Consider the following 25,791-nt stretch of genomic DNA (forward strand, 5'->3'; position numbering starts at 1 on the left):
TAACCTTTATATATTTTTTAAAGCAACGGACAGCATTAATTTAATCCTGTTTAATTGATTAACATGGGATATTCCCGGATCATAATCAATGGGCATAATATTAGCCATGGGATATTTTTCTTTTAAAGGTTTAAACATTCCTCTTCCGGTTATATGATTGGGCAGGCATGCCAGGGGTTGTACACATAAAATATTGTTTATACCGCTTTCTATACATTCAATCATTTCAGCCGTAATCAGCCAGCCCTCTCCGGTTTGATTACCAAGAGATAATACTGAGGAAGCCATAGTTGCTAATTTATGAATGGGAGTAGGCGGAGAAAACCTTTTACTCTTTTCCAATTCTTCTTTCATAACTTTTCGATAGTGGTCCAAATATACCATGCTGAATTCACATGCATTTTTTTTAATTCGTTTTCCACCCAGATATTTATACTTAAACTCTGAATTAAATAAGCAATACAGTAAGAAATCCAGCAAATCCGGAAGAACGACTTCCGCACCACCCTCTTCTAAGGAGGAAATTATCCCATTGTTAGCCATAGGATGGTATTTGGCCAATATCTCCCCAACAATTGCAACCTTGGGTTTTTTAATATTCTTAACTTCTAATTGATCAAATTCTTTTACTATATTTTTAATATTTTGATCAAATTCTTTTTTACTCCCGTTTCTGATATTACCTTTAACCAGTTCATTCCATTTACAGTATAAAGCTTCCGAGGAACCGGGATGCACTTCATAAGGTCTTGAACCATACAGGACTCTCATAAATAAATCTCCATAGATTAAAGCCATAATGCATTTATTGATAAAACTGATTGACAATTTAAAACCCGGCTGTTCCCCCAGCCCGACTGCATTTAAAGAAATTAAAGGAACATTTTCAAAACCGGCTTGTTTTAAACCCAATTTTAAGAAAGCCATATAATTCGTAGCCCTGCAGCCGCCGCCTGTTTGGGATATAATGACGGAGGTATTATTTATATCATATTTTCCTGATTTTAAAGCATGTACAATTTGCCCGATAATCAGGATTGCAGGATAACAGGCATCATTATTTACATATTTTAGCCCTTCATCTACGGCAGCTTGATCGATACCGGGTAAAATCTCAAATTGATAATCGCTGGATCTTGCTGCTTCTTTAATCAAATCAAAATGAACCGGTGAGAGCTGCGGAACCAAAATAGTATGAACTTTTCTCTTCTCTTTGGTAAAAATAGGCGTTGTGTAATTCATATCTTCCTTAACAGGCTGATATGCCTTTTTATCCCGTTCTTCCATTGCCGCTTTTAAAGAACGGATTCTTATCTTAGCCGCTCCAAGATTATTTCCTTCGTCAATTTTCAGCATAGTATAGATTTTGCCGCCGGCTGCCAGTATTTCCGCAATTTGATCCGATGTCACAGAATCCAGGCCGCATCCAAAAGAATTTAATTGTATCAATTCCAAATTCGGTTCTTCTGCCACTTTGGCTGCCGCCCGGTATAATCTGGAATTATAAGTCCATTGATCTACAACACGCAGTTTATTTTTTAAAGGAGTTAAATGAGAAATGCAGTCTTCCGTTAGAACTGCCATACCGAAGGAATTAATCAGTCCGGGAATCCCGTGATGTACTTCCGGATCGATATGATAAGGTTTTCCGCAGAGAACGATCCCCTTTTTATTGTTCTTTTTCAGAAATTCTATTACTTCTTCTCCTTTTTTCTGTAAATCCAGTTTATAGGAATCAAGTACCGCCCTTGCGGCTTTTACGGCTCTATTAACTTCCGACTGGGATATCTCATAGTCGGCTAATACTTCTTTCATTCTTTTAGCAAGTATTTTATCATCATTCATTGATAGAAAAGGAGCAATTAATTTTACCTGATGTATTTCATCTATATTGTTTTTTATTACTTCGGAATAGGAAATAACAATCGGACAATTATAATGATTATCCACATCTTCATACTCTTTCTTTTCAAATACAATAGAAGGATAAAATATCGTATCTATACCCCGCTCCATTAAATTGTAAATATGTCCGTGACTAAGTTTTGCAGGGTAACAGACAGATTCCGACGGTATGGTACCCAATCCTTTTTCATACATTTTTTTATTTGAGGGTGCGGATAATTCCACCCGGAATTCCAGTTCGGTGAAAAGTGTAAACCAAAACGGATAATTATCATACATATTAAGAGTTCTAGGAATACCAATCGTCCCTCTTTTAGCTTTTGAGAGACTTAAAGGTTTATACGCAAAGGTTTTTTGGTATTTATATTCATAGAGATTTGGCATCTTCATAGAACCGGTTAACCGGGATTCCTTTGTTCCTAGTCCTCTTTCACACCGGTTTCCTGAGATAAAGGATTCTCCGCTTGAGAACATATTTACGGTTAAAAGACAGTGGTTCCCGCACTTTTCACAACGTTTAAAAGCTGCTTTGGTTTCGAAACAGGATAATTCCCAACGTGAGAGTAAATTGGAAGCGGCTGCACTTTGATTACTATTAATAACTTGATTTACGGAAGCTGTTGTACTTCTAAGCACCTGTTCTTCCGATTCTTCCGTAAACCTTTCTTTCGCTATTAGTGCGGCTCCGAAAGCCCCCATTAATCCTGCAATGTCCGGTCTTACTACTTCCCTGCCCGATATCATTTCAAAACATCTTAATACGGCATCATTATAGAAAGTACCTCCCTGTACGATCATTTTTTTACCCATATCTTTTTCATCCCGTATTTTAATAACCTTAAATAATGCATTTTTTATGACGGAATATGATAATCCAGCGGATAAATCAGCAATCTCTGCTCCTTCTTTTTGTGCTTGTTTCACTTTTGAATTCATAAAAACCGTACATTTGGTACCTAAATCTACCGGTGATTTTGCAAATAGTGCTTCTTTTGCAAATTGCTCCACTGTCATATTTAAGGATGCGGCAAACCCCTCCAGGAAAGAACCGCAGCCTGAGGAACAGGCTTCATTTAACAGTATACTGTCTATGGTATTATTCTTTATCCTGAGGCATTTCATGTCCTGACCGCCGATATCCAGAATAAAATCAACACCGGGTAAAAAATACTCTGCTGCTTTATAATGAGCAATGGTCTCTATTTCACCATAATCAATATGAAGTGCGGCTTTCATTAGCCCCTCTCCATATCCTGTAACGGTGCTTCTTGTAATTCTAACTCCTTTGGGCAGTCTATTGTATAAATCTTTTAGTATCCATATTACTTTTGTTATAGGTTCCCCTCATTGCTGCCGTAATAGCTGTATAAAAGTTCGCCCCTATCGCTGATTAATGCAGCTTTTGTTGTAGTCGATCCTGCATCAATACCCAAAAATGTATTTCCCTGATACTCGGATAATACAGCTCTTTTTATTGTGGAACAGTTATGCCTTTCCTTAAAAATCTTATACTCTTCTTCCGTTTTAAATAATGGAGGAAGCTTACGTACATCATTATCTTTAATTTCTGCTATATCAAAAACTTTTTCTATTATTACTTTTAAACTGATTTCGTTGGAATCTTTTAGTTCAGATACATTTGTTTCTCCTGATAGTAGTGCTGCACCAATGGCCGGGTACAGAATTCCGTTCTCCGGAATGATCACTTCCTCCGGAGCCAGATTCAGACTTACTATAAACCTTTCTCTTAGTTCGGACAGAAAATACAAAGGACCGCCTAAAAATGCGACTTTTCCGCGTATTGGTTTACCGCATGCCAACCCACCGATGGTCTGGTTCACTACTGCCTGTAAAATCGATGCGGAAATATCTTCCTTACTTGCTCCGTCATTTAAAAGCGGTTGAATATCCGTTTTTGCAAATACTCCGCATCTGGAAGCGATAGGGTATATAACTTTATGTTTCTTAGCATATTCATTCAGTCCGGAAGCATCCGTATTTAATAAAACAGCCATCTGGTCGATAAATGCACCGGTTCCTCCGGCACAGCTGTTGTTCATCCGTTGTTCCAACCCATTTTTTAAATAAGTAATTTTCGCATCTTCTCCGCCAAGTTCAATAACAACATCCGCTTCCGGAATAATACTTTTTACAGTTTTCGTACAGGAAACCACTTCCTGTTCAAAAGGAATTCCTAACCATTCCGAAACAGACAAACCGCCTGACCCGGTTATATTTACCGTGCAAGTTAAGTCCCCCAGTTTTTTATAACAGGTATTTATTATACTGATAATCGTACTTTTTATATCGGACAGATGCCGCTTGTAATCACTATAAATCAAACGGTTATCTTCATCCAGTACCGCTATTTTTACTGTTGTAGAACCAATATCTAATCCTATTTTATATTTATTCATTCTTCTAAAAATCTCCTATACATAAAACATAATTTAAAATCAATGTTTGCAGTACTTATACTGATTTCAAGTTTCTCCAAGAGAGGGTTTCCTTTAATTTCCAGGGCGGTCTCTTTGTTCTACTTATTTATTATGTACAGGAAATTTTGAATCATTCAAAAGAACGGTGAAATCTTTAAGAAGGACTAATGGAATTACTTCGTATTTCTTATATAATAAAACATGTATTGTTGAACGATTCCGGCAAAGCCGTTATATGGTTCTAAGTTAAAGTGATCATTGTATATATCTTTTAATATTCTGGCAATCCATACATCAATAGGGAACGCTTCAATATGGTGTAATCCATAAAGTGCTACACAATTTGCTACTTTAATTCCCACACCGGATAATGTTTGCAACTGTATTAATGTTTCTTCAAAACTTAACCGCTTTAAGGTTTTAAGATCAATATCTCCTTTTGAAACTGCTTGAGAGGTTTTTAAAATATAGCTATCACGATAACCTAAACCGGTAGTCTTTAAATCCTGGGCTGAAGCATTAGCTAAGCTTTCAGGAGACGGAAAAGTATAATATTCTTTTCCCCCACACTCCCTGCTGGTCTTTCGCTTACCATACTTCATACATAACATTTCGATACAGCTTTTGATAGCCGGAATATTTTTTCTCTGGGAAATAATGAAACTTATTAAGGTTTCAAAAATATCCTGTTTTAATATTCTAAGTCCGCATCCAAATCGAGCAGCATTTTTTAAAAAATTATCCTGGCCATCTAATAAACCGGCAACGATTTGCTCATAATTAAAATCCATATCAAAATAATCTTTCCAAATCAGATTATATTCGTCCTCACTGCAGGAAAGCTTTATACAATTATCTTTCACCTGCGTTAATTCTATGTATTTATCATATGCTATCAGACTATACTTATCATCTCCCATCGGATTCATTCGAAAGCATTGTCCGGAATCAGCTATATGTTTTAAATTAAAGTTATTTGAATAGATTAACAATGTAAATCCTCTCTTTATCTTCTTATATTAGGTAATTGCAAAACTAATAAATTTTCGGAATTTCACAATAATATATCTTGCATAATAATTGTGAATTATTTATTTGTTAGAATCAAGCTGTAATTCTTATACCTCCGTAAAAGTAAAGTATATCGTTATTATACAATTTAATCTATCGGTTGTCACTTAGGGAAATAAATCCGCAAAAAATCCTCGCGTAGGAGCTCTTTCCGCTTAGCTTCCTCTCCGGACTTGCTGCTTAGTTGCTTCACTGAAAAATTAGGCAGATTGGCCGGGTTTACCGTTTAACCAATCTGCCTATAACCTCATAGAATTATTAACTGCCTGTTTTATGAATGTTCTTACTCAAGAATACTTATAATATTTCTCAAAGACTCCTTGAATTCGTCATCAGATGAATTTTTAAATATTAATAAATCATTTGAAATTTTCGGATCATCTAAAGCATTGGGTATATTGAAATTACAACCGGAAATATATTCACCCCAATGTGCCAGCTTCCAGGAATCTCTGTCGGAATTTCTTTCTATCATACGCTGTTTGCATACCTCAATTGTAGTTTCAACCCATATTACTGTCAGAACCGCATCTTTTTCTTTTAATTTATCTTTTAATTTGTCAATATAAGCTTTATCCCTGATTTCTCTGGTAAACGGAGCATTAATCAGTACCGTATCATCGTAGTCCAAAGCTTCCAAAGCCAGAGCTACAATTGCTTCGTACTCATAATCTCGGATATTTTCCTCAAAAAATTTTGAACTTCTATTATATTCTTCTCCTGCAACTTTAAAAATCTGTTTTGATAAGCAGATTAATGTGTCTTTATCCAAATAAACTACATGTTTCAATGCTTTTGCCAGTTGTTTTGATACAAAGGTTTTACCGCAGGCAGGCGGAGATGTTACTAAAATTAATTTTTTCATCCATAATTCCTCCAGTATTTACTTATTTAACTTATTCTACTAAAGGATTATTGAATTAGCAAGAAAATATTACCACTATTTAGCCAGTACACAATATTGCTTTAATATTGAAATGTACCAGGTTATTAACAATTTCCTTCATAAACATATAACAGAGATTCTCTGGCAATGTCGGCTAATTCATAGATCCTGCTGACTTTTGTAGCTTCCCGGTCTCTCATCTTATAACGTGGGAAAAACCTGGTGAGGTGCAGCGGAATATCTTTACGAACAGAGGCAAGCCAGACAGAGAGATCACGAATCTCTTCATCACTGTCATTATCCCCCGGCACTACCAGAGTGGTTACCTCAACATGATTCTTTTTTGCAGATAATTCTATAGAATGTTTTACAATCTCCAAACCACCGCTTAAATTTTTATATAGTTTTTCATTAAAGGCTTTTAGATCAATATTCAAAGCATCCAAATATTCTAATAACGCAAGAAAAGGGTCTTCGTTGATATAACCATTGGTTACCAAAACATTTTTTAGGCCTTCTTTTCTTGCTAATTTAGCACAGTCATATACATATTCGAAACCCACCAAAGGTTCATTATAGGTATAAGCAATTCCGATATTACCTTCCGGCTGAAGCTCTTTCGCCATACGGATTACTTCCTTAGGACTCACATACTGCGTTTTTACCTGTTCTTTTTTGGCCATGGAAATTTCATAATTCTGGCAGAAAGAGCATCTGAAATTACAACCAAAACTACCTACGGAAAGTATCTGACTGCCAGGGTTAAAATGATATAATGGTTTTTTTTCAATTGGATCTAAGGCAATACCGGTTAACAATCCATAATTTATAGGAATAATCTTTCCATCGGCATTACTTCTTGCACCGCAAAAACCAATGTGATTTTCTTCAATATTACAGTAATGGGGACAGATATTACAGATTACTCTGCTCATAGATGCCTCATCACCTCAAATCGTTCCATCTCAAATGGTTCTTCGGGAGAAATATTTCCTTTTTTAAGTGCGATACTCACTTGTTGTTCCGGGGTATCAACACCCTCCAGATTAGGCAGTAATAAGCCTCGTCTTCCCTGATAAGACACAATAACACCATACCGTTTTACATCAAGGTCATGAATGGAAGTAATGGGTTCACTTTCGCTTAACACATCAACATCATAAACTAACCAAGGTAATTCCTCCGGTTGAACAGGTTCAAAACGATAATCTTTCGTACCTGCACTGACAGCATTCTGAATAATTTCATCCGCAATACAATCCGTTGTCGGCATTATCGTACCGATACACCCTCTTAAGCGGCCTTCCTTTTTAAGTGAAACAAAGACGCCGGCTCTGTTGCTTACCAATTCAGGCAGCAACCCCGCAGGACGCTTTAAATGTCTGCGTTTTTTTAAATAATATTCTAAAGATTCCCTGGCCAGTTTCACATAAGGATCTTCATTTTCCTTTATATCATTGAGTTCTTTTCTTAGAACTTCTTCCATCTTATTATCAAAACATCTCTCCTGATCTTCACCGGTAATCGTAAATGCCGCAACACCATAACCGACTCCAAAAGGTCCTTCATAGGATAAAAGTTCAGACTTTACCGTTTTTCCATCCAATATTCCTGCCATAATGATAAATGAGCGGAGTCCGCATTCTGCTGCTTCGTCACAAAAGCTTTCACTAAATTTCAGGAATTCTAAAAAATCTCCTTTTTTAAAAGCTTCCGTAATCTCACGGTCAAACTGAACTCCATACTCGGAATATCCATAAGGACCATCTTCCTTTAACCGATGGGACAAATCTCCGCTGGCTATATATACATATTGTTTATCACTTTGATTAACTACTTGTGCAATACATTTTCCATAACGGTAATGAGTAAGAGGAGAAAGGCCAGATATGGATAACCGGACTAATTTATAATCTTTATAATATTGATTGATGAAAAAAAGAGGAACCATGGTACCATGATCCAGGACTTTTTTCTTCTCTCCTAACGTACCTGCACTAATGCCATTTTCTTCTGCAAGCTCCGTAAGCTTATTTACAAATTCTTCATCATACTCTGCCGACATTTTTACTTCTGGTACCCCAAAACTTGAAAAATCCCCCTTTGCATTTTTACCTGAGGAAATTTGCAAATAATCCGAATACATGATGGAGTGGGGTGTAGATAATATTATCGTATCAGGCTTTAAGCTGCTGATTCTAAGAGCGATTTTCTTATAGGCATCAATTGTTTTTTGTATTTCTCTTTCTTTTCCTTTACCTACTTCCGGTACAATTAAAGGAGGATGCGGAACAATAAATGAACCAAGTAACGTCAAAGTTAACACTCCTTTTAAATTAAAAAATAAGCTTACCTAACAATAGGATTAATATAAAAATAATTAAAAAAATAAAAAACAGCACTTTCGCTATGGTTTTCGAAGTTCTTGCAACACCGGTGAAACCAAACAATCCTGCAATAATAGAAATTACTAAAAATATAATGGCCCATTTTAACATATTTTTAAGCTCCTTTACCAATTTTAATATATCCTTACAGATATTCTTGGCAAATTACTTAATATTTATTAATATAATACTTTAACTTACAAATAAAACACCTAAAGTTTTTGGACCGCAATGGCTGGATATAACTCCTCCTGCTTTCGTTATGATAATCTCTCGGAAAATATGTAGATTATTGATATAGTCATAAATTAATTTCACTGTTTCATCATCACATCCGGAATGAGTAATAAACACTCTTTCTTTATCAGCCGAAAGTAATTCGGTCTTTAAATCCTTAACGTAATTTAGCAGAGATTTCTTAATATTTCCCCGATATTTTTTACCCACACCCATTTTCCCATGTTTGACAACTATCATCGGTTTTAGCTGAAATGTATTACCTATAAGTGCAGCTACCGATGAGCAGCGGCCACCCCGGTTAAGATAGGTTAATGTATCCACGATAAAACTAGCTTTTACTCTTTCCTGCATGGTATTTACTATATAGTCCTCTATAGATTCAGCAGACTGTCCATCTTCTGCCATTTCCGCTGCTTTCATTACCTGTAAACCAATTCCCGTTGACAAATTTCCGGAGTTTATGATATGTACCTTTTTATAATTTAAAATTCCGGCAGCAAGACGTACCACATTACAGGTCGATGACATATCTTCCGAAATTCCGATAAAAACAATATCCATCTTATCCTCGGTAAAAGGTTTAAGGATATCAACCACATCATTTAATAAAGGTGCTGCCGTCTTTGGTGTACTGTTTTCCTTTTCCGACCATTCATATATATCTTCCGGAGTTACATTAACCCCATCCTGGTATGTCGCATCACCCATTATCACACATAATGGAATAACGGTTATATTATATTTTTGAAGAATTTCATCTGTTAAATCACAGGTACTGTCAGCTATAATTTTTATCTTTTCCATAAGTCCCCTCCCATATTAACTGCCGTAAAAATAATACAGAAATATCCTTTTATAAAATAAAATTTATCAGTTAGATTGTAAAACTCTAAATATACCGTACAATTGAATTTCATAACTTCAGTTGCCTTTAAGACAACATTCACCACTAGAAGCAGTATTAACTGCATGGCATATACATAGTTTAGCAATTACTTAAATAAATATTATATGATAAAATAAATCATAACACTTTTAAATGCTCTGTCAAGTCAAAAAATCACATGAAAATAGCTGTTACAAAATCTGAAATTATAGAATCTGCCTGGAAACAGAATATAATTTATATTTTTGTAACAGCATCTTCTTATTGCATTTTTAAATCCACTTCAATGGTATATTGCAAATCCTGAATAAATTGATCTTCTCTATTTGTATATGTTAACCACAGCTTTCTGTTTTTATAGCTTGTCATACGGTATAAATTCATAAAATCAACGTAAGCACCTTTCATAATTTCTTCCAGGTTTTTTGCTATTTTTGTTTTTATTATAATATTACAACGGTTCTCGATATCCTCTATTACATTTGCATTAACCTTGTTAGAAGTTTGCCCAGTATCTTTAAAACCTTTTTCTATCATTCCTATTCCTTCAATTTTAATGGTTAATTGAGGCGTATTGTTAATATTTGAAAACTCCAGAGTCCTGGTAATATTATTAATTTTAACAACATATTTTGAAACCGCTTCACTGTTTGTTTCCTTTAAATCTTCTTCCGGATTCTCTGTTAGGAAAATCAGATTATTTTTTCCATAACCATTGGCTATATCAATGAAGTCTGCTTCCTCTTTATTGACTTCATAGACTAACCGGTTATGATAGTACATAACAAGACCGATAGTTTCCATGGTTTTCTTCTTTGCTTTTAAGAGGGGCACACCAATTACCGGATTTTGTTCATTCATGGCATAAACCAAATCGCCAACTGTTATAACTTTTTTCCATTATTTTTTAAATTGATTCGATACAGACGGTCAAGGAAATCGCCAATACCTCCCTCCAGTTCCTTATTTAAGGAGACAATATCTTTTGCGGTGGAATCGGAAGTAAACATCAGGGTATTTCTGCCCAGTTCATATTTATTTTCCACATAGGTTAAAAACTGTGTTAACTTTATTTGATCTTTTGCTAATTCTTTTCCTATAATGATGGCTTTTAAATGACTGAAATCCAACCGCTTATTATATTCCAAATTATATAATTCTTCTATTTCCCAGAAGTCAAACCCATTTAGCTGAAGAATTAACTTCTCAGGATTTTCGCTTCCTTGTTCTGTTAATGCTTTTAAATCGGGTAATACATAATAGACGGTCAGCTCACCGGAATCATTTAAATCTATTCCCATCGCCTGTATGAAATTACGGTCCTCAATTTCTGTCATATCACTGCATCCCGTAAATGAGGTTACGGATAATAAAGTTGTTATAAATAACAGAGTTTTAATTATAGGTTTACTGTTTTTAATTTTTCTTACCTTACCTATAAATACTATAAAAACAGGTAATAAAATAGATTGGGGCATACCGATAAATTTCATATAATATTCAAAATAATAGAAAAATTGTTCCGTTTCAATCGGTATTACAGAAGCAAAAAACAGTAAAATAATAAATGGAATTAATAAATAATTTTGCTTTGGGATGTGAAAGATAAATTTTGTTATAAAACTGATATAATAAAAGAAAGCACTTATAATGGTAAATATACTCAACATCCAAAAGCCAAGAATAATGGCATCCTGTCTCTGGATAAATCCTCCGGGTAATTTTATCACCTGAATCATATTAACCATAGACCATAACTTCTGCCCCGTTTCGCCTCTCCCCAGAATACCTAAAGTAACAACAAATAACAGAACATCCAATACACCGACCACAACAATAGCATGGGTTATAAAATGCATTAAACGCCCGGGATGCCCGATATCTGATTTCTTAAATTTAATCATTGGTCCCGTAAACATAATTAATTCTAATATACTAAAGGTCAGAAATACACTATACCCACCCCATAAAATATCGACTGTTCCCTCTGTAAATAATGGCATTAAATTTGAAAATTTAATCTTATTAAGTCCTAAAATCAAAAATATAAATATAGGAACAATAACAATAAAGTACAGGATTTCAGCAATTCTTGCCCTGACTTCAAAACCCTTTGATGCTGCATAAGCGGATACAATTAATAATAATAATATAATCACCTTTGGATCCGTATCTTCCAATAAAGTTTCATTAATTACCTCTCCGAATAAACGGGCAGCAAATATACAACATACGGATAATTTTATTATATAAAGAATTCCGATTATGAATGTAAGCAGACTGCCCACACTTCTCTTCGAATAATCCAGATAATTACCACCAGTACACTTTGATAAGGATAAAAGAATCCATGCATAAAAAATTGCAAAAAGAATTGCAAGTAGTATGGCTATAATACCGTCTTTACCGGAAGATGCTGTTGCTATACGCGGTACGATAATTCCTGATACACTGAATAAATCAAAAACTAATAACCGTTTTAATTGTCTTAAGGAGATTTTTTCATTGTCTGAAAACATATTTATCTATGCCTTTCTAAATAATCTGCGGCTATTCGGCCACAACGTTTCTTACGAGTAATCCAATACTACTCGTCTTTATTTTTAACAAGTCTGGTCCGCTCATCTTTTCTGGAGAAAATTGGACGCCTCTTTAAATCTCTTAAAGGTAATCGGACAATGGCATCCTTGGTATCAGTACCCTCATTGATACCGGATGCAGCAAATGGCACAAGATAGGGCATACCAAAGCTTTTCAAACCGCCTAAATGATTTAATAGCAGCATGATGCCTAATATAAAACCATATAATCCTAAAAAAGCTGATAAAATAATTATTAAATAGCGAACAATGCGAAAAGCCGAAGCAAACGGTTCATTTGGTACCGTAAAAGCGGAAATTGCAGTCAAAGCGATAACAATTACAACAATAGGGCTTACCAGATTGGCATTGACTGCCGCATCACCGATAATTAAGCCGCCGACGATACCAAGCGTACTTCCCATAGGCCCAGGGAGTCGTATTCCAGCTTCCAGTAACATTTGAAAAGCTACTTCCATCATTACAACTTCAAATAAAACAGAAAACGGGACACCATCTCGTGCGGCTGCAAAGGATAATGCCATTGCTGAGGTTAATACTTCCGCATTGTAATTAATAACTGCAATATAAAGCCCCGGAAGAGCTATGGATAAAAAAGCTCCGAAATAACGCAATATTCTGGTAAAAGTTGCAACTTCCCATCTGCTGTAAGAATCGTCGGAAGCCTGAAAAAAGGAGTTTAAAGTAGTCGGCAGTAATAAGGCAAGGGGCGAGTTATCAACCAGTATGACAACCCTGCCCTCTAATATAGCCGACGCAGCTTTGTCCGGTCTTTCTGTCGTCTGAAACTCCGGGAAAGGCGAATATACGTTTCTTTCCGTTAGCTGTTCTAACATCCCACTGTCAAAGATTCCGTCTATTACATATTCTTTTAATCGTTTTTCAATATCCCCTACTATTTCCGGTTTTGCCACATCTTCCAGATAACATATAGCTACATCGGTATGACTTCTTACTCCGACTTTAAATTGTTTTATTTTAAGGTTCGTATCTTTGATTCTACGCCTTAATAAAACCCGGTTAATATAAAATGCTTCACTGAAACTTTCTTTGGAACCGCGGATAGCTACTTCATTTTCACTGGTAGGAACACCACGGTTTGGCATCCCCCTTACCGATACTTTAATCGCTTTATCATAACCATCCACCAGGATTACCGTATCACCGGACAGGACATTCTCAATGATGGCATTCATGGTAATAACTTCGGCTACATCTACCGTTCTAAGACCTTTTTCCTTAATATAATCAAATTGTCCCTCCGCAGGCATATCCGTCATGCTGGCGAAAAGCTGTTGGACGGTTACTTCTTCCAGTAAGCCTTTATTTATCATGTTGTCTACATATATGATATAGATGTCTACCTTATTAGTATCTCCAACTGTAAGTTTACGTTTTGTTACATCCGCACAATCTACAAATAATGCACTGAGCGTATCTATATTTTCACTTAAATTTTTGGACATTATTGCTGTGATTCTATTTTGTTCATCATGTAAAAGACTCATATAGACCTCCTTAAGAACTGTTTGGAACAAATCTCTTTCATATTATATCCAGTTTCTCTTATATTATTTGAAACAAAAAAATACTTACCTAATATACATTGGTATTACTAAAATAATACCGTGTATATTAGGTAAGTATTTAAAATTGATTCAACTCGGAGTTATGTATTCTTTACATTTTGTATTATAATTATCATTAAGTGAATTATTATTTATGTAATTATGCAAAAAAATTAGTTTAAATAATATTAGAGAACAACTTTATATATCTGAAAAACTTTATATATCTAATTTTAATTGTATTTCTTCCTCAGCTTCAAGTTTAAAGTCCTCGATTTTTTCAGGATTCACAATCGGTAAATCCTCCAACGACTGTATTCCAAAGCATCTTAAGAAATCCTCCGTAGTTCCAAACAGAATAGGCCTTCCCGGAGCATCCATTCTTCCAACTTCACACACTAAATTATATTCTATTAATTTATTTACCGCATGATCTGATTTTACTCCACGGATTGCTTCTATTTCCAACTTGGTTATAGGCTGTTTGTAAGCAATGATTGATAAGGTTTCCAACAGAACATCTGTCAATATATGTTTTTTGGGGATATGGGCAATCTTTATAATGGATTCATACATTTCCGCTTTAGTACACATCTGAAAAGCTCCATCTAATTCAATGATCTGAATTCCCCGCTCCTTGGCATCGTATTGATCCATCATATTCCGGATAATTTTTCTGGTGGTATCTACATCATGTTCAATGGCTGCCGCGATACGTTCTAACTCCACTGCTTCCCCCATAGTAAATAATATAGCCTCTATAACCGCTTCCAGTCTCTTTATCTCCATAAATCCTCCAATTAGTACTTACATTGTAACTATTCAGTGCTCCCGGGAAAAGAACGTAAAAAATACGCTCCTTAGTATATGCGTTGTTCTTTTAGAACCGCAGTGACAATAGTCACTACTTTAATTTAAAACCAGATTATCATCTAATTCCGTAATTTTATTTCCGGTAAAAGTTACCATGATATCGTCAAATAAATTTTCCTGTTTTATAATAACCTGTCCGATTTTAATTAATTCCAGTACACCTAAAAAAGTTACGATAACATCCATTTTACCGGCTTGTTTCATTAAAAGTCCTCTGAAACTAAATGTCTTATGTAATAACCCGTATTTCTGTATTGCTATTATTTTTTCTGACAGGTTTATTTCTTCTTTTTCAATTTTTCCGAATTTACTTCGTATAGGATCGATCTTATCAACTTGTTTTTTCATTACTGATTCAAATATTTTATGTAATTTTGCTAAAGTAAGATCGGATAATAAACTCTTTGGATCAATTTCTTCCTTAAAATCTTCGATTTCTTTTGGAATCGTTGCAATCTTATACAAAATTTTAGCAGCATCCATTTCGCGGTCCTTTAAGTCTATGGAAATATATTTATACATCTTATATTCCAATAAGCGCTCAACCAATTCCTGTCTCGGATCCTCTTCTTCCTCTTTTGTCTCATCCTTAGGTAACAGCATCTTGGATTTGATATTAATCAGAGTAGCTGCCATTACCAGAAATTCGCTCATTACATCCAGGTTTTTAGTCTCCATTTGACGGATATATTCCATATATTGCTCGGTTATAATGGCAATGGGTATGTCATGAATATTAACTTTATTTTTATCAATTAAGTGCAGCAGAAGGTCTAAAGGACCCTCGAACGCTTCTAATTTCACTGATATACTCATAGGTTGTCCATCCTTACTGTATCATGTTAGATTTATTACATTTTGGTACTTGCTGTTTCGCTGTTATTTTACAAAAATGATGACATTATCAATGTACTGAAACTTGTGATAAATTGAAACATAATAACCAATAAAAGAACCATTTTAATGAAATAATCATTCCGAATTATGACAAAATATTTTGATGGCGATTTTCCTGCAATGCACAGTCCCATATCAAAAGTTGAGATTGGAAATAAGTTTACGATAAACATGCTGATACTTATTAATGCAATATATACCAAAATAAATTGAAATATTAATTCATAAATGCTAATCGTTTCAGAATAATTCAGTTTGGAATTAACACCAATTCCAAACCGCAGTATTGCCATACTTACCATAAATACGATAAGCAGTGTGATTAATCCGGTTAACCCTAAGATAAAATTAGTCTTTTTATCTTTAATCCGATACATATAGGGTTTTGAAAACCCGGCCTGATTGGTAATACATAATATAATTCCTATGGGATCAATGTAATGATGAAGTTTATATATGCCTCGTTTACGTTTTATATCCTGCGACGGATTTAAACGATTGTAAATATAAGCTTTGGGAAATTCGTGCAGAATCATTACGATTCCACCGGCTATAAAAGCGGCTAATACTCTTATTAGCTGTATTTTCATAGTAACCTCTCTCCTGAATATCATTCTTGGATTTGATATTCATTAATACGTAGTTGAATAATCTATTTTACTTATTCGCTATTAATTGCTTCGTTACTAATATAATTTTTAATTACGAATATAGTTCCAATACCAGTGTAATTACTTAGTTATTATATTTAACCTTATCCTTTTGATCTTGAACTTTGTCTAATGTTACAACCATTAATTCCGGGCGGTTATGAATCCGGAGCTTGATCGTATGCAATCCCAATCCTCTGGATACTAACATAACTTTCCCATCTTCTTCATATATCCCTGCGTCATATTTTGGCATAAATTTATATTGGGGTGAAATAAAACCTCTCAAACCAGGGATTCTGATTATACCACCATGGAGATGACCGGAAAAAATCAGATCTGCTCCCCATGTTGTATAGAATTTAAAATAAACGGGATTATGTGCAATTAATATATTATAACATTTTTCTTCGGGAATTCCTACTAATTTTTCAATATAACCCTGATTCATCTTCGGTTGTTTTAATTTTTTAAAATAATCCATGTCAATTACTAGACCGGTTATAACCACAGCTTCACCGTTTCTATACACGAATGCCCGTTCATTTTCAAGAAATTTAACACCCTGTTTTTGCAGATTATCCTTAAAGGTATCGTAATTTTTATAATGAATCGTATCCTTGGGCTGTAATCGCTGTTCATGATTTCCTAAACTATAATAAATAGGATATGTTTCAGCCAGTTCCAATAATAATGTGTAAGGTACGGATAAATTATCCGGTTCACTGCTTACTATCATATCACCGGCGACTATTATATAATCAGGATTTATTTTTCTGATTTCATCCAGTAATTTATTATTATCCCTGCCATATTTATTATTATGAAGATCTGCTAATACAACCAGCTTTACCCCGTGGAATGCTTTCGGAATTCGTTTTGATCGGATGGTATAATGGGTAATTTCTAAATTATGATTTTCATAAATAATATACAGTATGAAAATCAGCAATATTACTCCTGTTATTATGTTGCGATCCATGACTACCTCCAAAATATTTTCCTACAATTTACAAAACCACAGAAAAAGTCCGTTATAAATTATAACACAGACTTATCCTGTGGTCTATAGTTTAAAAATATATTGTATTTTTTAAATCCACCTTTTAATTGGCATATAAAAACCGTAGAATGAACATCATGATATCTATTTTTTTCTATAACAGCAGCTTTGACCATGCCCGTATAAAATAATCTTTAAATTTAGCTTTCTTAATATTTTCAGCAGCAACAATATCTACGGTTCCGATTTTATTACCACCTAATTTATATGTAATTTCACCGACTTTATCATTTTCCTTAACCGGTGCCGTTACACTTTCATAAATAGCTATTTCTTTTGTTATATCAGCCGGATTGGTTCCTTTTAAACATAAATAGGAAAATTCATCATTAACCCGGTAGCTGACTCCGGTTGCAACACCTTTTTTCACCGGTACGGGCACTACCTGAAGATCCTTATTAGCATCTTTATAGATACTACAATTGGCAAAACCGTAATCTAACAATTTAGATGCTTCTGCAAACCGTACCTTTGTTTCCGGCGCCGCCATAATTACTGCGATTAAATCCATGCCTTCTCGCCTTGCTGTCGCAGACAAACAATATTTAGCTAAGCTGGTTGAACCTGTTTTCAGTCCCGTAATACCATTGTAATGTTTAATTAATTTATTCGTATTGGTTAATCCGAATTCACTTTGCCCTTTTTTCGTCGTATGAATGATGGTATCCATCCATACAGTGGAGTAATTACTGATTTGCGGATGTTTTGTAATTAATTCCCTTGACATCAATGCGACATCATACGCTGTGGAATAATGGTTATCTACATCCAGTCCGCAGCAATTCACAAAATGAGTATTTAACATTCCCAACTCTTTTGCTCTCTCATTCATCCGTGCTACAAATTCTTCTTCCGATCCGGCAATTAATTCTGCCATGGCTACTGAGGCATCATTAGCACTTGCTATACTGATGCATTTTATCATGGTATCTACCGTCTGGGTTTCAAACGGTTCCAGATATACCTGAGAACCACCCATGGATGCCGCATATTCACTTACGGAAACTTCATCGGTAAGTTTAATCTTTCCACTGTCCAATGCCTCAAAAATCAGTAATAAGGTCATAATTTTAGTTATACTGGCCGGTTTTAGTTTTTCATCTTTATTTTTTTCATATATGACTGAGCCGGTAGAACCTTCAATTAAGACTGCAGAGGTGGAAGTAATGTTCATTTGGTTATCCTCTGGTGCGGCATATACATTCATGCAGAACAGAGAATTCATCAGTAAAATAATACTTATGAAAAGCGCTCCAAATCTCTTCATTTACAACCTCACGTCCAAATTATATATTACTATTTTAAGCAAGGGAGGTGGATTTTAGACCAACTTTTACTCGCTTCTTAATGCATCGATTGGATTTAATTTTGCAGCTTTATTAGCCGGCATATATCCGAACCCGATTCCGATTCCGGCGGAAACACTAAAAGCTAAAATAATGGAACCAATGGTTGGTACCGCTTCTAAACCAAATGCCTTGCCTAATGTCACCGTACCTATCCACCCAAAAATAATACCTATAATGCCTCCAATGGTACTTATGGTTGCAGCTTCAATAACAAACTGGCTCATAATATCTTTCTTTTTCGCTCCGAGGGATTTACGTATACCGATTTCCTTGGTTCTTTCAACAACGGATACGAGCATGATGTTCATAATACCGATACCTGCTACTAATAAGGAAATTCCTGCTATACCGCCCAAAATAGATGATAACATGCCGGTCATCTCATTAACCTGATCCAATAGTTCTGCCATGGTTGAGATATTATACAAATCTTCATTTTTCATAATACCATAGATATAATTATCCAATAACTCTTTTCCTGTATCGACTAAATCTATATTATAAGCCGATAAGGTGTAAGCTGATATATTAGCGGAACCAGACATTCTGACTGCATTGGAATAAGGTATGTAAAGACAGTCATCCGAGGAACCCTGGGTGGAGTCTGCTTTTTCTTCCAAAATACCAATTATTTTATATACCTGCCCGTTAATTTTAAGTGTATCACCTACATTGGCTTTGCCGTCAAATAATTCTTCTACTATGTAAGTTCCAATTACACACCCTTTATAACGATTCTTAATGTCAGAATATTGAATAAATCTTCCGCTCGTTAAATTCAGATTGTTCATATAAGCAAAATCTTCACTAACGCCAGATACCGAAGTTGTGGCAGATTCTGTCCCGTTTTTAACGGTGTACTGTCCGCTTACTCTAGGTGTAACATACTGAAAGATATCACTATTTTCTTCTGTAAATTTATATACATCTTCTGCATCTACATGCCTGGTATCGGTATTGTTTAACTGCACAGTAATCGTATTGGTTCCTAAATCAGCGAACATGGATAACATATAGTTTGTTACACCATTCATGAGACCAACTAATGTTATAACCGACGTTACACCGATTATCATACCCAGCATTGTAAGAAATGATCGCATTTTACTGCTTACAATACTTCTTCCTGCTAATTTAAATGCTTGGATTATATTCATAGCTGGCTCCTTTTATATTCTTCTACCGGTCCGTCAAATACGATTTGTCCGTCGTGTATTTTTACAACACGTTTTGCTTCTTCTGCAATCGTCCGGTCATGTGTAATTAAAACTACGGTATTTCCTTCTTCATTTAATTTTTTAAGAAAATCCAATACTTCACGGCTTGTTCTGGAATCCAGGGCCCCCGTCGGCTCATCCGCAAGGATGAGAGACGGATTTCCTGCCAAAGCCCTGGCAATGGAACCTCTTTGCTGCTGTCCGCCGGAGAGCTGATTCGGCTTGTTATGCCACTTATCTGCTATTCCGACCCGTTCCAGAGCTGCCATAGCCATCTCTCTTCGTTTACTTTTACCGACCCCTGCATATAACAGGGGTAATTCAACATTTTCCAGCATATTCTGCTTGGCCAGTAGATTGTACTGCTGAAAAATGAATCCGATCGTTTTATTTCTTACCTCGGCGAGTTCATCGTCCTTCATGGTACTGACGTCCTGGCCTTTTAAAATATAATGGCCCTTAGTCGGAACATCCAAAGCACCAATGATATTCATAATAGTTGATTTACCGCTACCGGATTTCCCTACGATAGCAACAAACTCACCATGATAAATTTTAAGATTAATGCCGTTATTCGCACGAACTTCTGTGTTACCCATCTGGTAGACTTTGTAAATATCAACCAAATTAATAAGAGGTATTCGTTCTTCATCCATTTTTAATTCATCCATCAAAACACCTCCTATTAAGGTCTTGAGTCTGCTTCAGCCTGATGGGCCTGTCGTACTTCACCCTGACCGCCGCCTTGGCCATCTGGTCCTCCGCCCGGTCCATATTGTCCCATCATTTGAACTCCCGTGGCATTACGTTTTACATAAACTTCTTCATTACCGGTTAATCCACTGGTAATCTCGGTATAATTATCATCCGAAATACCCGCTTTAACCTGAACTTCCTTAAAACCTGCTGGTACATCACCAACTGCCTCTTTAACGGAAGCATCTTTAACATATACAACATCGCCGCGCATTAAAGCGTCATTTGGAATTGCAAGTACACCACTTACTTCATCTAATACAATCTCACCATCTACATTCATACCTGGTAATAAATCCCCTACTTCATCAATTCTTACGGTAACCGGATATTGGGTTACACCTTCTTTAGTAGTGCTTTCCAAACTGATATTAGTTACTTCACCAGTAAATGTTTTCCCCTCCAGGGCATCGGCTGTAATATTAACTTTCTGTCCGACTTTAACCTTCATAATATCCAGTTCATCAATCTGCATATCAAAAGTTACTGCTGATAAATCATAGATAGTACAAAGTTTTGTTGTCGATTCCCTGCTGATGGTATCACCTGCTAAAACATCTTTACTTACAACCTGACCGGATATAGGTGCCGTTATGCTATAATCGGTTTTATCATCAATTACATCATCTAAAGAATCTTCTGCATCTTCAATTTTTTCCTGTGCATCATCCATGGAGTTTTTTGCATTATCAACAGCGTCCTTTGCTGAATCCAGCGCATTTTGATAAGAATCCAACTGATCTTCATAAGTATCACTATCTAAAATAACTACTGTGTTTCCGGAAGATATTTTATCTCCTTCTTCAATATTTAAAGTATGGATTTTACCTGCTTTATCTGCAGTAATGGTACTTTCCTCCAATACTGAGAAGGTTCCTTCCCCACTGCTGTACAAATCTCCGATCGAGGCAGTTGCATTCGTACTGGTCATTAATCCACCTGGATTTTTTACCTCAATGGTTACCATCTTAACAACCCTGTTACCGCTTAATACATCTTCAAGATTACTAACCTTAGTTACTTTACCTTCTAAAGTTTCATTACTGTCTACCAGTTCAATTTCAGCTGTTTTACCAATTAAAGAAGAACTGACATCGGCGGAATTAAAAGGTACTTCTAATAGCATGGAACTATTATCATATATATCTGCAATTTGAGTTCCTATTTGTATCGTGTCTCCTTCTTCTACATATACCTTTTTAACTACTCCTGTTTTTTTAGATTTTATTGCTAAATCACTGTATTCTTCTTCTGCATCATTATAATCAGCCAAAGCATCATTGTATTTATCCACTGCCTTATTATAATTATCCTTAGCTATTTTGTAATCTTCTTTTGATCTTTCTACGGAATTTTTTGACGTATCAATCTTACTGTCAATATCATCTGTGGTTACCTGGTATAATACATCATCTTCCTTTACCTGATCCCCCTCCTCAAAATCAGCGGAGATAACTTCACCTTCCACTAAAGTTTTAACATCATAAGTATTTAAAGGTTCAATAGTACCCGATGATGATAGTATACTTTTAATATCCCTTTTCTCTACTTTCGCTGTCTGAGTACCGAATCCTGCACCTGTCATGGCGGCTTTTTTATTCAGAGAACGATTATAAACGACACTGACTATCAGAATCAAAACAATTAAAACCGCCGCAATCTTGAATATTTTTTTCTTTTTCGATTTTTTCGGTATAATTAACTGTTCTGTACTGGATAGTTTATCGGACTTTTTAAATAATTTCAATTTAATACCCATTTTTTATACTCTCCTGATTAATCGATATTTTCTGCCACGATAACACGTATTCTGCCGCCGGCGGACATAGTCTTGTCATAATAAGCAGTTAATTTATATTTCTTTAAGTTGGATACGTCACTTAAAGTGGATGTAGTGTACTTTCCGGCATCATGGAAAAATACAGCAACTTGATCTGCCAATTGATATTTTTGAGTACTATCCTGTACGGTATTTACCCCTAAGGATTTTACCTTTACCTTAGTTAGATCAACCATATCTTCTATCTTGGTAGAATCATCATCATCTAATATAAATCCTTTGGGTCCTATCTCAGTATCATAATAATCACCGGAAGCAGTTCCTGTCGTGCCATCTATGTTATATCCGTAATTCGTACTGTCGGCGCTGCTGTCTCCAATCTCTGTTAAAATTCCGTATTTGTAAACATCTCCTGTTACATTGCTTAATATTAATTTAGATATATCACCTGAGCTGTTTTTTTCATAGTAATAAACGGTATGACCCCCTAAAGATATATTAGCAAGTCTGGAAGCATTTACGGTAACATAACTTCCATCACAATAATCCAAAATCTTAACATTTGCTGCCAGCTCATCATTGCCTAATTTCTTTCCGTCACTCGAGAAAGCGTTATTACCAAAGGATACACTTCCTGACTGGTATCTTGTGACAGAGGCAATACCACCCGTATAAGTAACTCGTACAATGTCACCTTCCGTAAAATTATACGCTTTTATATCATAATCCTGCTCATATTCATTTCCACTGGCATCTACGATTGTTACATAATTTGTGCTTACCAGTTCATCATTTTCATTGGTAATAACATGTTCGCCATGGTTAATAACGATTCCGGTAACCGTTACATTGTATTCATCAATCCCTAATACATCTACAACCGTATCATCCTTGCCTAAAATTAAAGTTACAACATCTCCTTCATCCACTTTACCTAAGGAGGAGAATGCAACGGACATATCATTGGAGCCTAAGGTATATTCTTTTCCGCCCAGTTTAACGGAAGTGGGAGCTAAGCGGTTTGGTAAAATGGACTGTATGGAACCGGTAACCTTATTATCATAAGCCCATACGGATTTTAAATCTTCCGAATAATAAACCACATCATTTTCCTGAATATCATTCAGGGTACCTAAGGTACCGTCTTTATAAAAAGTAGCATTACCTAAGAAAAACGGTATTTGAGTCTTCCAGTCATTATCCACTAAGATAGGGCCTTCCAGGTTGGAATTCACTAAAGATAAATAGTCCATTTCCCCTTTAGAATCAACCGTATATCCCAGAGTTTCCGCATAAATCTTACCGTCTTTGGTTTTCGCAGTTAAAGTGTTATAAAAAAGATTCGTGCAGTCTTTTCTGGTCAGTGCCTGTTTTTGTGTCTTTGTTATATTTTTGTCTAAGTCCTTGGACTCATACAACGCCATTTCAGCTGCACTGATGTTACCGGTAAAGTCGCTGTTGGTATATCCTAAAAGCTTTAAAACACCATTTACTGCTTCGATTAAGGTAATACTTTGAGATGGTTTAAAAGTTCCGTTCATGTAACCGGACATCCATCCCTGATTAATTGCTGTTTGTATGTATCCTGCCGCCCAATATTTTTTTGTTACATCTTTAAATAAAGATACATTGCTTTTCGCAGAAGTCTGATCTTTTAAGGCTGACATATTCACTAACATCTGTGCATACTGCGCTCTTGTTACTTTAGCAGCCGGATTGGTGCTGTTACCCTGATCTGTGTCCATGATTTCTAAGGCTTCGATTACTTTTTCCACATTATTAGTACCGGAGGCAGCTTCCACCGGTTTTACCGGAACTGTAATTGTTCCAAACAGCATAATCACAGCAAGTAATAGAGTTAAAATTTTTCTTTGCATCTTCAGTCTCCTTCACATATTAAAATCCTACATGTTATACTTTCCATTTTATTCTATTTAAAAAAAGTGAACATTCTGTGAACGTGTTGTGAAAGTATTAATAAAACACTGAGGTTTTTGTTAAAAAATAGTTAAATTTTTAATAACAAGATATAAATAAAATTTTATAATTTAATTTACATAACTTTCCACTAACATGCTGTGCTACTTATAAATCACTCTAAAAGTTGAATATTCACTTTACTTTCTAAAAACCGGAAAACCACTTCTGGTCAAGTTTTGAGTATTCAGGAAATACTCGATTTATGCAGATAAGTTTTAATGATAACCCTTGTGATTTTCATAAATAAAAATTTGCAGTAATAATAAAAGAAAGGCGCAGAATTTGCGCCGTGTTATCAAAGATATAATAAAACTGGTTTTTGTAATCAAGGCATTATCTTACTGTTACCGTACAGGATAAGGTTTTCCCCCTTACCTTTCCATATATTTTTACCGTTCCTTTTGATATTGCTGTTACATTCCCATAGCGGCTTACCCTGGCAATAGATGAATTACCACTGGACCAGGATACGCCAAACCAAACCCCTTTTACGTTCAGCCTGTAATTTTTACCGGCTTTTAAGTTTAATTTCTTTTTATTTATATCAATTACACGTACTCTGCATTTTAATACCTCATCTCTCATTTTAACTCTGATTATGGTTGTACCTGCCCGGTAAGCAGTCACTGTTCCAAAAATATTTACGTCAGCCACTTTAATATCCGTTGAGGAAAAATATAACCTTTTATTAAAATTCATAACCCGAAGTGTAAATTCCTCTCCTTTTATTAAAGTTATATCTTCTTCGTTCAGGCGTTTATTAAAAGGTGTAAAAATTTTGTTATTAAAATAGAGGGAAGTATGAGGTATAATGAGATACCATAATAAAAAAGCAAAAGCAAAATAATAAATGATTGATATGGCTCCTCGAAATTGAAATAATCTAAGTATATTATTTTTCTTCAATTTATGAATCCTTACCGTCTTTCTATCATTCTATTATATTGTATTTACCTGTATTCATTACATCTTTTAAAATCTTTTCTTTATTACATTAACACAATTATATAAATTATTCCACATTTTTAAGGACTCTTCCATATCAATTTTTCTGAGTTTATAAAGATGACATGGTTAACAATTCATGCGGGTTGCATCAGCAATATAATTTCCCTGCCGCAGTTGCGATCCAAAGGGGAACGTTTTATCTCATAGGACACAGTTCCCTATGAGATAAAAACAGCCTGTCATCTTTTTTTCTGTATTGATATATATCATTCATATCAATGTCTGAAATAAAAGATA

19 protein-coding genes and 1 pseudogene are annotated in these 25,791 nt (G+C 35.2%); all 20 read right to left on the minus strand.

Annotated elements, in window-relative coordinates:
• Window positions 1-6 precede the first annotated feature (6 nt).
• A pseudogene (locus tag Ana3638_RS17660) lies at window positions 7-4,322 on the minus strand (acyl-CoA dehydratase activase-related protein).
• 194 nt (window positions 4,323-4,516) lie between these two features.
• A complete protein-coding gene (locus tag Ana3638_RS17665; protein ID WP_161839213.1) occupies window positions 4,517-5,335 on the minus strand; it encodes a DNA-3-methyladenine glycosylase family protein in 819 nt (272 codons plus the stop codon).
• A 362-nt stretch (window positions 5,336-5,697) separates the two neighbouring features.
• Window positions 5,698-6,279, minus strand: coding sequence for an AAA family ATPase (locus tag Ana3638_RS17670; RefSeq protein ID WP_161839214.1), 582 nt, complete (start codon window positions 6,277-6,279; stop codon window positions 5,698-5,700).
• 125 nt (window positions 6,280-6,404) lie between these two features.
• Window positions 6,405-7,235, minus strand: a complete 831-nt coding sequence (gene amrS / locus Ana3638_RS17675) for an AmmeMemoRadiSam system radical SAM enzyme (RefSeq protein ID WP_161839215.1) — start codon at window positions 7,233-7,235, stop codon at window positions 6,405-6,407.
• A complete protein-coding gene (gene amrA / locus Ana3638_RS17680; RefSeq protein WP_161839216.1) occupies window positions 7,232-8,617 on the minus strand; it encodes an AmmeMemoRadiSam system protein A in 1,386 nt (461 codons plus the stop codon). Before amrA ends, amrS begins: the two co-directional genes overlap by 4 nt.
• 19 nt (window positions 8,618-8,636) lie before the next feature.
• Entirely contained in the window at window positions 8,637-8,798 is a 162-nt protein-coding gene (locus Ana3638_RS17685; RefSeq protein ID WP_161839217.1) for a DUF1328 domain-containing protein, read from the minus strand.
• 81 nt (window positions 8,799-8,879) lie between these two features.
• Complete coding sequence (locus tag Ana3638_RS17690) at window positions 8,880-9,731, minus strand: DegV family protein (RefSeq protein WP_161839218.1); 852 nt, start codon at window positions 9,729-9,731, stop codon at window positions 8,880-8,882.
• 343 nt (window positions 9,732-10,074) lie between these two features.
• Window positions 10,075-10,674 (minus strand): Ger(x)C family spore germination C-terminal domain-containing protein, encoded by a 600-nt coding sequence (locus tag Ana3638_RS17695; protein WP_161839219.1) that lies wholly within the window; start codon window positions 10,672-10,674, stop codon window positions 10,075-10,077.
• A 23-nt stretch (window positions 10,675-10,697) separates the two neighbouring features.
• A complete protein-coding gene (locus Ana3638_RS17700; protein ID WP_161839220.1) occupies window positions 10,698-12,332 on the minus strand; it encodes a GerAB/ArcD/ProY family transporter in 1,635 nt (544 codons plus the stop codon).
• Between the two features lie 68 nt (window positions 12,333-12,400).
• Window positions 12,401-13,921 (minus strand): spore germination protein, encoded by a 1,521-nt coding sequence (locus tag Ana3638_RS17705; RefSeq protein WP_161839221.1) that lies wholly within the window; start codon window positions 13,919-13,921, stop codon window positions 12,401-12,403.
• A gap of 279 nt (window positions 13,922-14,200) precedes the next feature.
• Complete coding sequence (scpB, locus tag Ana3638_RS17710; protein ID WP_161839222.1) at window positions 14,201-14,770, minus strand: SMC-Scp complex subunit ScpB; 570 nt, start codon at window positions 14,768-14,770, stop codon at window positions 14,201-14,203.
• A gap of 120 nt (window positions 14,771-14,890) precedes the next feature.
• Window positions 14,891-15,670 (minus strand): segregation and condensation protein A, encoded by a 780-nt coding sequence (locus Ana3638_RS17715; protein ID WP_161839223.1) that lies wholly within the window; start codon window positions 15,668-15,670, stop codon window positions 14,891-14,893.
• A gap of 68 nt (window positions 15,671-15,738) precedes the next feature.
• Window positions 15,739-16,341 (minus strand): hypothetical protein, encoded by a 603-nt coding sequence (locus Ana3638_RS17720; RefSeq protein WP_161839224.1) that lies wholly within the window; start codon window positions 16,339-16,341, stop codon window positions 15,739-15,741.
• A 145-nt stretch (window positions 16,342-16,486) separates the two neighbouring features.
• The gene (locus tag Ana3638_RS17725) at window positions 16,487-17,383 is read right to left on the minus strand and encodes a metallophosphoesterase (RefSeq protein ID WP_161839225.1); all 897 of its coding nucleotides are present in this window, start codon (window positions 17,381-17,383) and stop codon (window positions 16,487-16,489) included.
• Window positions 17,384-17,558: 175 nt separating this feature from the next.
• Window positions 17,559-18,731, minus strand: coding sequence for a D-alanyl-D-alanine carboxypeptidase family protein (locus Ana3638_RS17730; protein WP_161839226.1), 1,173 nt, complete (start codon window positions 18,729-18,731; stop codon window positions 17,559-17,561).
• Window positions 18,732-18,797: 66 nt separating this feature from the next.
• A complete protein-coding gene (locus Ana3638_RS17735; protein ID WP_202621645.1) occupies window positions 18,798-19,964 on the minus strand; it encodes an ABC transporter permease in 1,167 nt (388 codons plus the stop codon).
• A gap of 2 nt (window positions 19,965-19,966) precedes the next feature.
• The gene (locus Ana3638_RS17740; protein ID WP_408609476.1) at window positions 19,967-20,701 is read right to left on the minus strand and encodes an ABC transporter ATP-binding protein; all 735 of its coding nucleotides are present in this window, start codon (window positions 20,699-20,701) and stop codon (window positions 19,967-19,969) included.
• A gap of 14 nt (window positions 20,702-20,715) precedes the next feature.
• Window positions 20,716-22,545, minus strand: a complete 1,830-nt coding sequence (locus tag Ana3638_RS17745) for an efflux RND transporter periplasmic adaptor subunit (protein WP_161839227.1) — start codon at window positions 22,543-22,545, stop codon at window positions 20,716-20,718.
• A 17-nt stretch (window positions 22,546-22,562) separates the two neighbouring features.
• Window positions 22,563-24,443, minus strand: a complete 1,881-nt coding sequence (locus tag Ana3638_RS17750; protein WP_161839228.1) for an S-layer homology domain-containing protein — start codon at window positions 24,441-24,443, stop codon at window positions 22,563-22,565.
• Between the two features lie 436 nt (window positions 24,444-24,879).
• On the minus strand, window positions 24,880-25,452 hold the full coding sequence (locus tag Ana3638_RS17755) for an Ig-like domain-containing protein (protein ID WP_161839229.1): 573 nt from the start codon (window positions 25,450-25,452) through the stop codon (window positions 24,880-24,882).
• Window positions 25,453-25,791: the final 339 nt, after the last annotated feature.

Origin of the sequence: Anaerocolumna sedimenticola, assembly GCF_009931695.1 — a bacterium.
Classification (GTDB): Bacteria; Bacillota; Clostridia; order Lachnospirales; family Lachnospiraceae; genus Anaerocolumna; species Anaerocolumna sedimenticola.

Coding starts and splice junctions, on each gene's coding strand:
- Ana3638_RS17725 (WP_161839225.1), bottom strand. CDS start 17,383: ATGGATCGCAACATAATAACAGGAGTAATATTGCTGATTTTCATACTG.
- Ana3638_RS17705 (WP_161839221.1), bottom strand. CDS start 13,921: ATGAGTCTTTTACATGATGAACAAAATAGAATCACAGCAATAATGTCC.
- Ana3638_RS17685 (WP_161839217.1), bottom strand. CDS start 8,798: ATGTTAAAATGGGCCATTATATTTTTAGTAATTTCTATTATTGCAGGA.
- Ana3638_RS17715 (WP_161839223.1), bottom strand. CDS start 15,670: ATGAGTATATCAGTGAAATTAGAAGCGTTCGAGGGTCCTTTAGACCTT.
- scpB (WP_161839222.1), bottom strand. CDS start 14,770: ATGGAGATAAAGAGACTGGAAGCGGTTATAGAGGCTATATTATTTACT.
- Ana3638_RS17720 (WP_161839224.1), bottom strand. CDS start 16,341: ATGAAAATACAGCTAATAAGAGTATTAGCCGCTTTTATAGCCGGTGGA.
- Ana3638_RS17670 (WP_161839214.1), bottom strand. CDS start 6,279: ATGAAAAAATTAATTTTAGTAACATCTCCGCCTGCCTGCGGTAAAACC.
- Ana3638_RS17740 (WP_408609476.1), bottom strand. CDS start 20,701: ATGGATGAATTAAAAATGGATGAAGAACGAATACCTCTTATTAATTTG.
- amrS (WP_161839215.1), bottom strand. CDS start 7,235: ATGAGCAGAGTAATCTGTAATATCTGTCCCCATTACTGTAATATTGAA.
- Ana3638_RS17690 (WP_161839218.1), bottom strand. CDS start 9,731: ATGGAAAAGATAAAAATTATAGCTGACAGTACCTGTGATTTAACAGAT.
- Ana3638_RS17700 (WP_161839220.1), bottom strand. CDS start 12,332: ATGTTTTCAGACAATGAAAAAATCTCCTTAAGACAATTAAAACGGTTA.
- Ana3638_RS17730 (WP_161839226.1), bottom strand. CDS start 18,731: ATGAAGAGATTTGGAGCGCTTTTCATAAGTATTATTTTACTGATGAAT.
- Ana3638_RS17750 (WP_161839228.1), bottom strand. CDS start 24,443: ATGCAAAGAAAAATTTTAACTCTATTACTTGCTGTGATTATGCTGTTT.
- Ana3638_RS17695 (WP_161839219.1), bottom strand. CDS start 10,674: ATGAATGAACAAAATCCGGTAATTGGTGTGCCCCTCTTAAAAGCAAAG.
- Ana3638_RS17745 (WP_161839227.1), bottom strand. CDS start 22,545: ATGGGTATTAAATTGAAATTATTTAAAAAGTCCGATAAACTATCCAGT.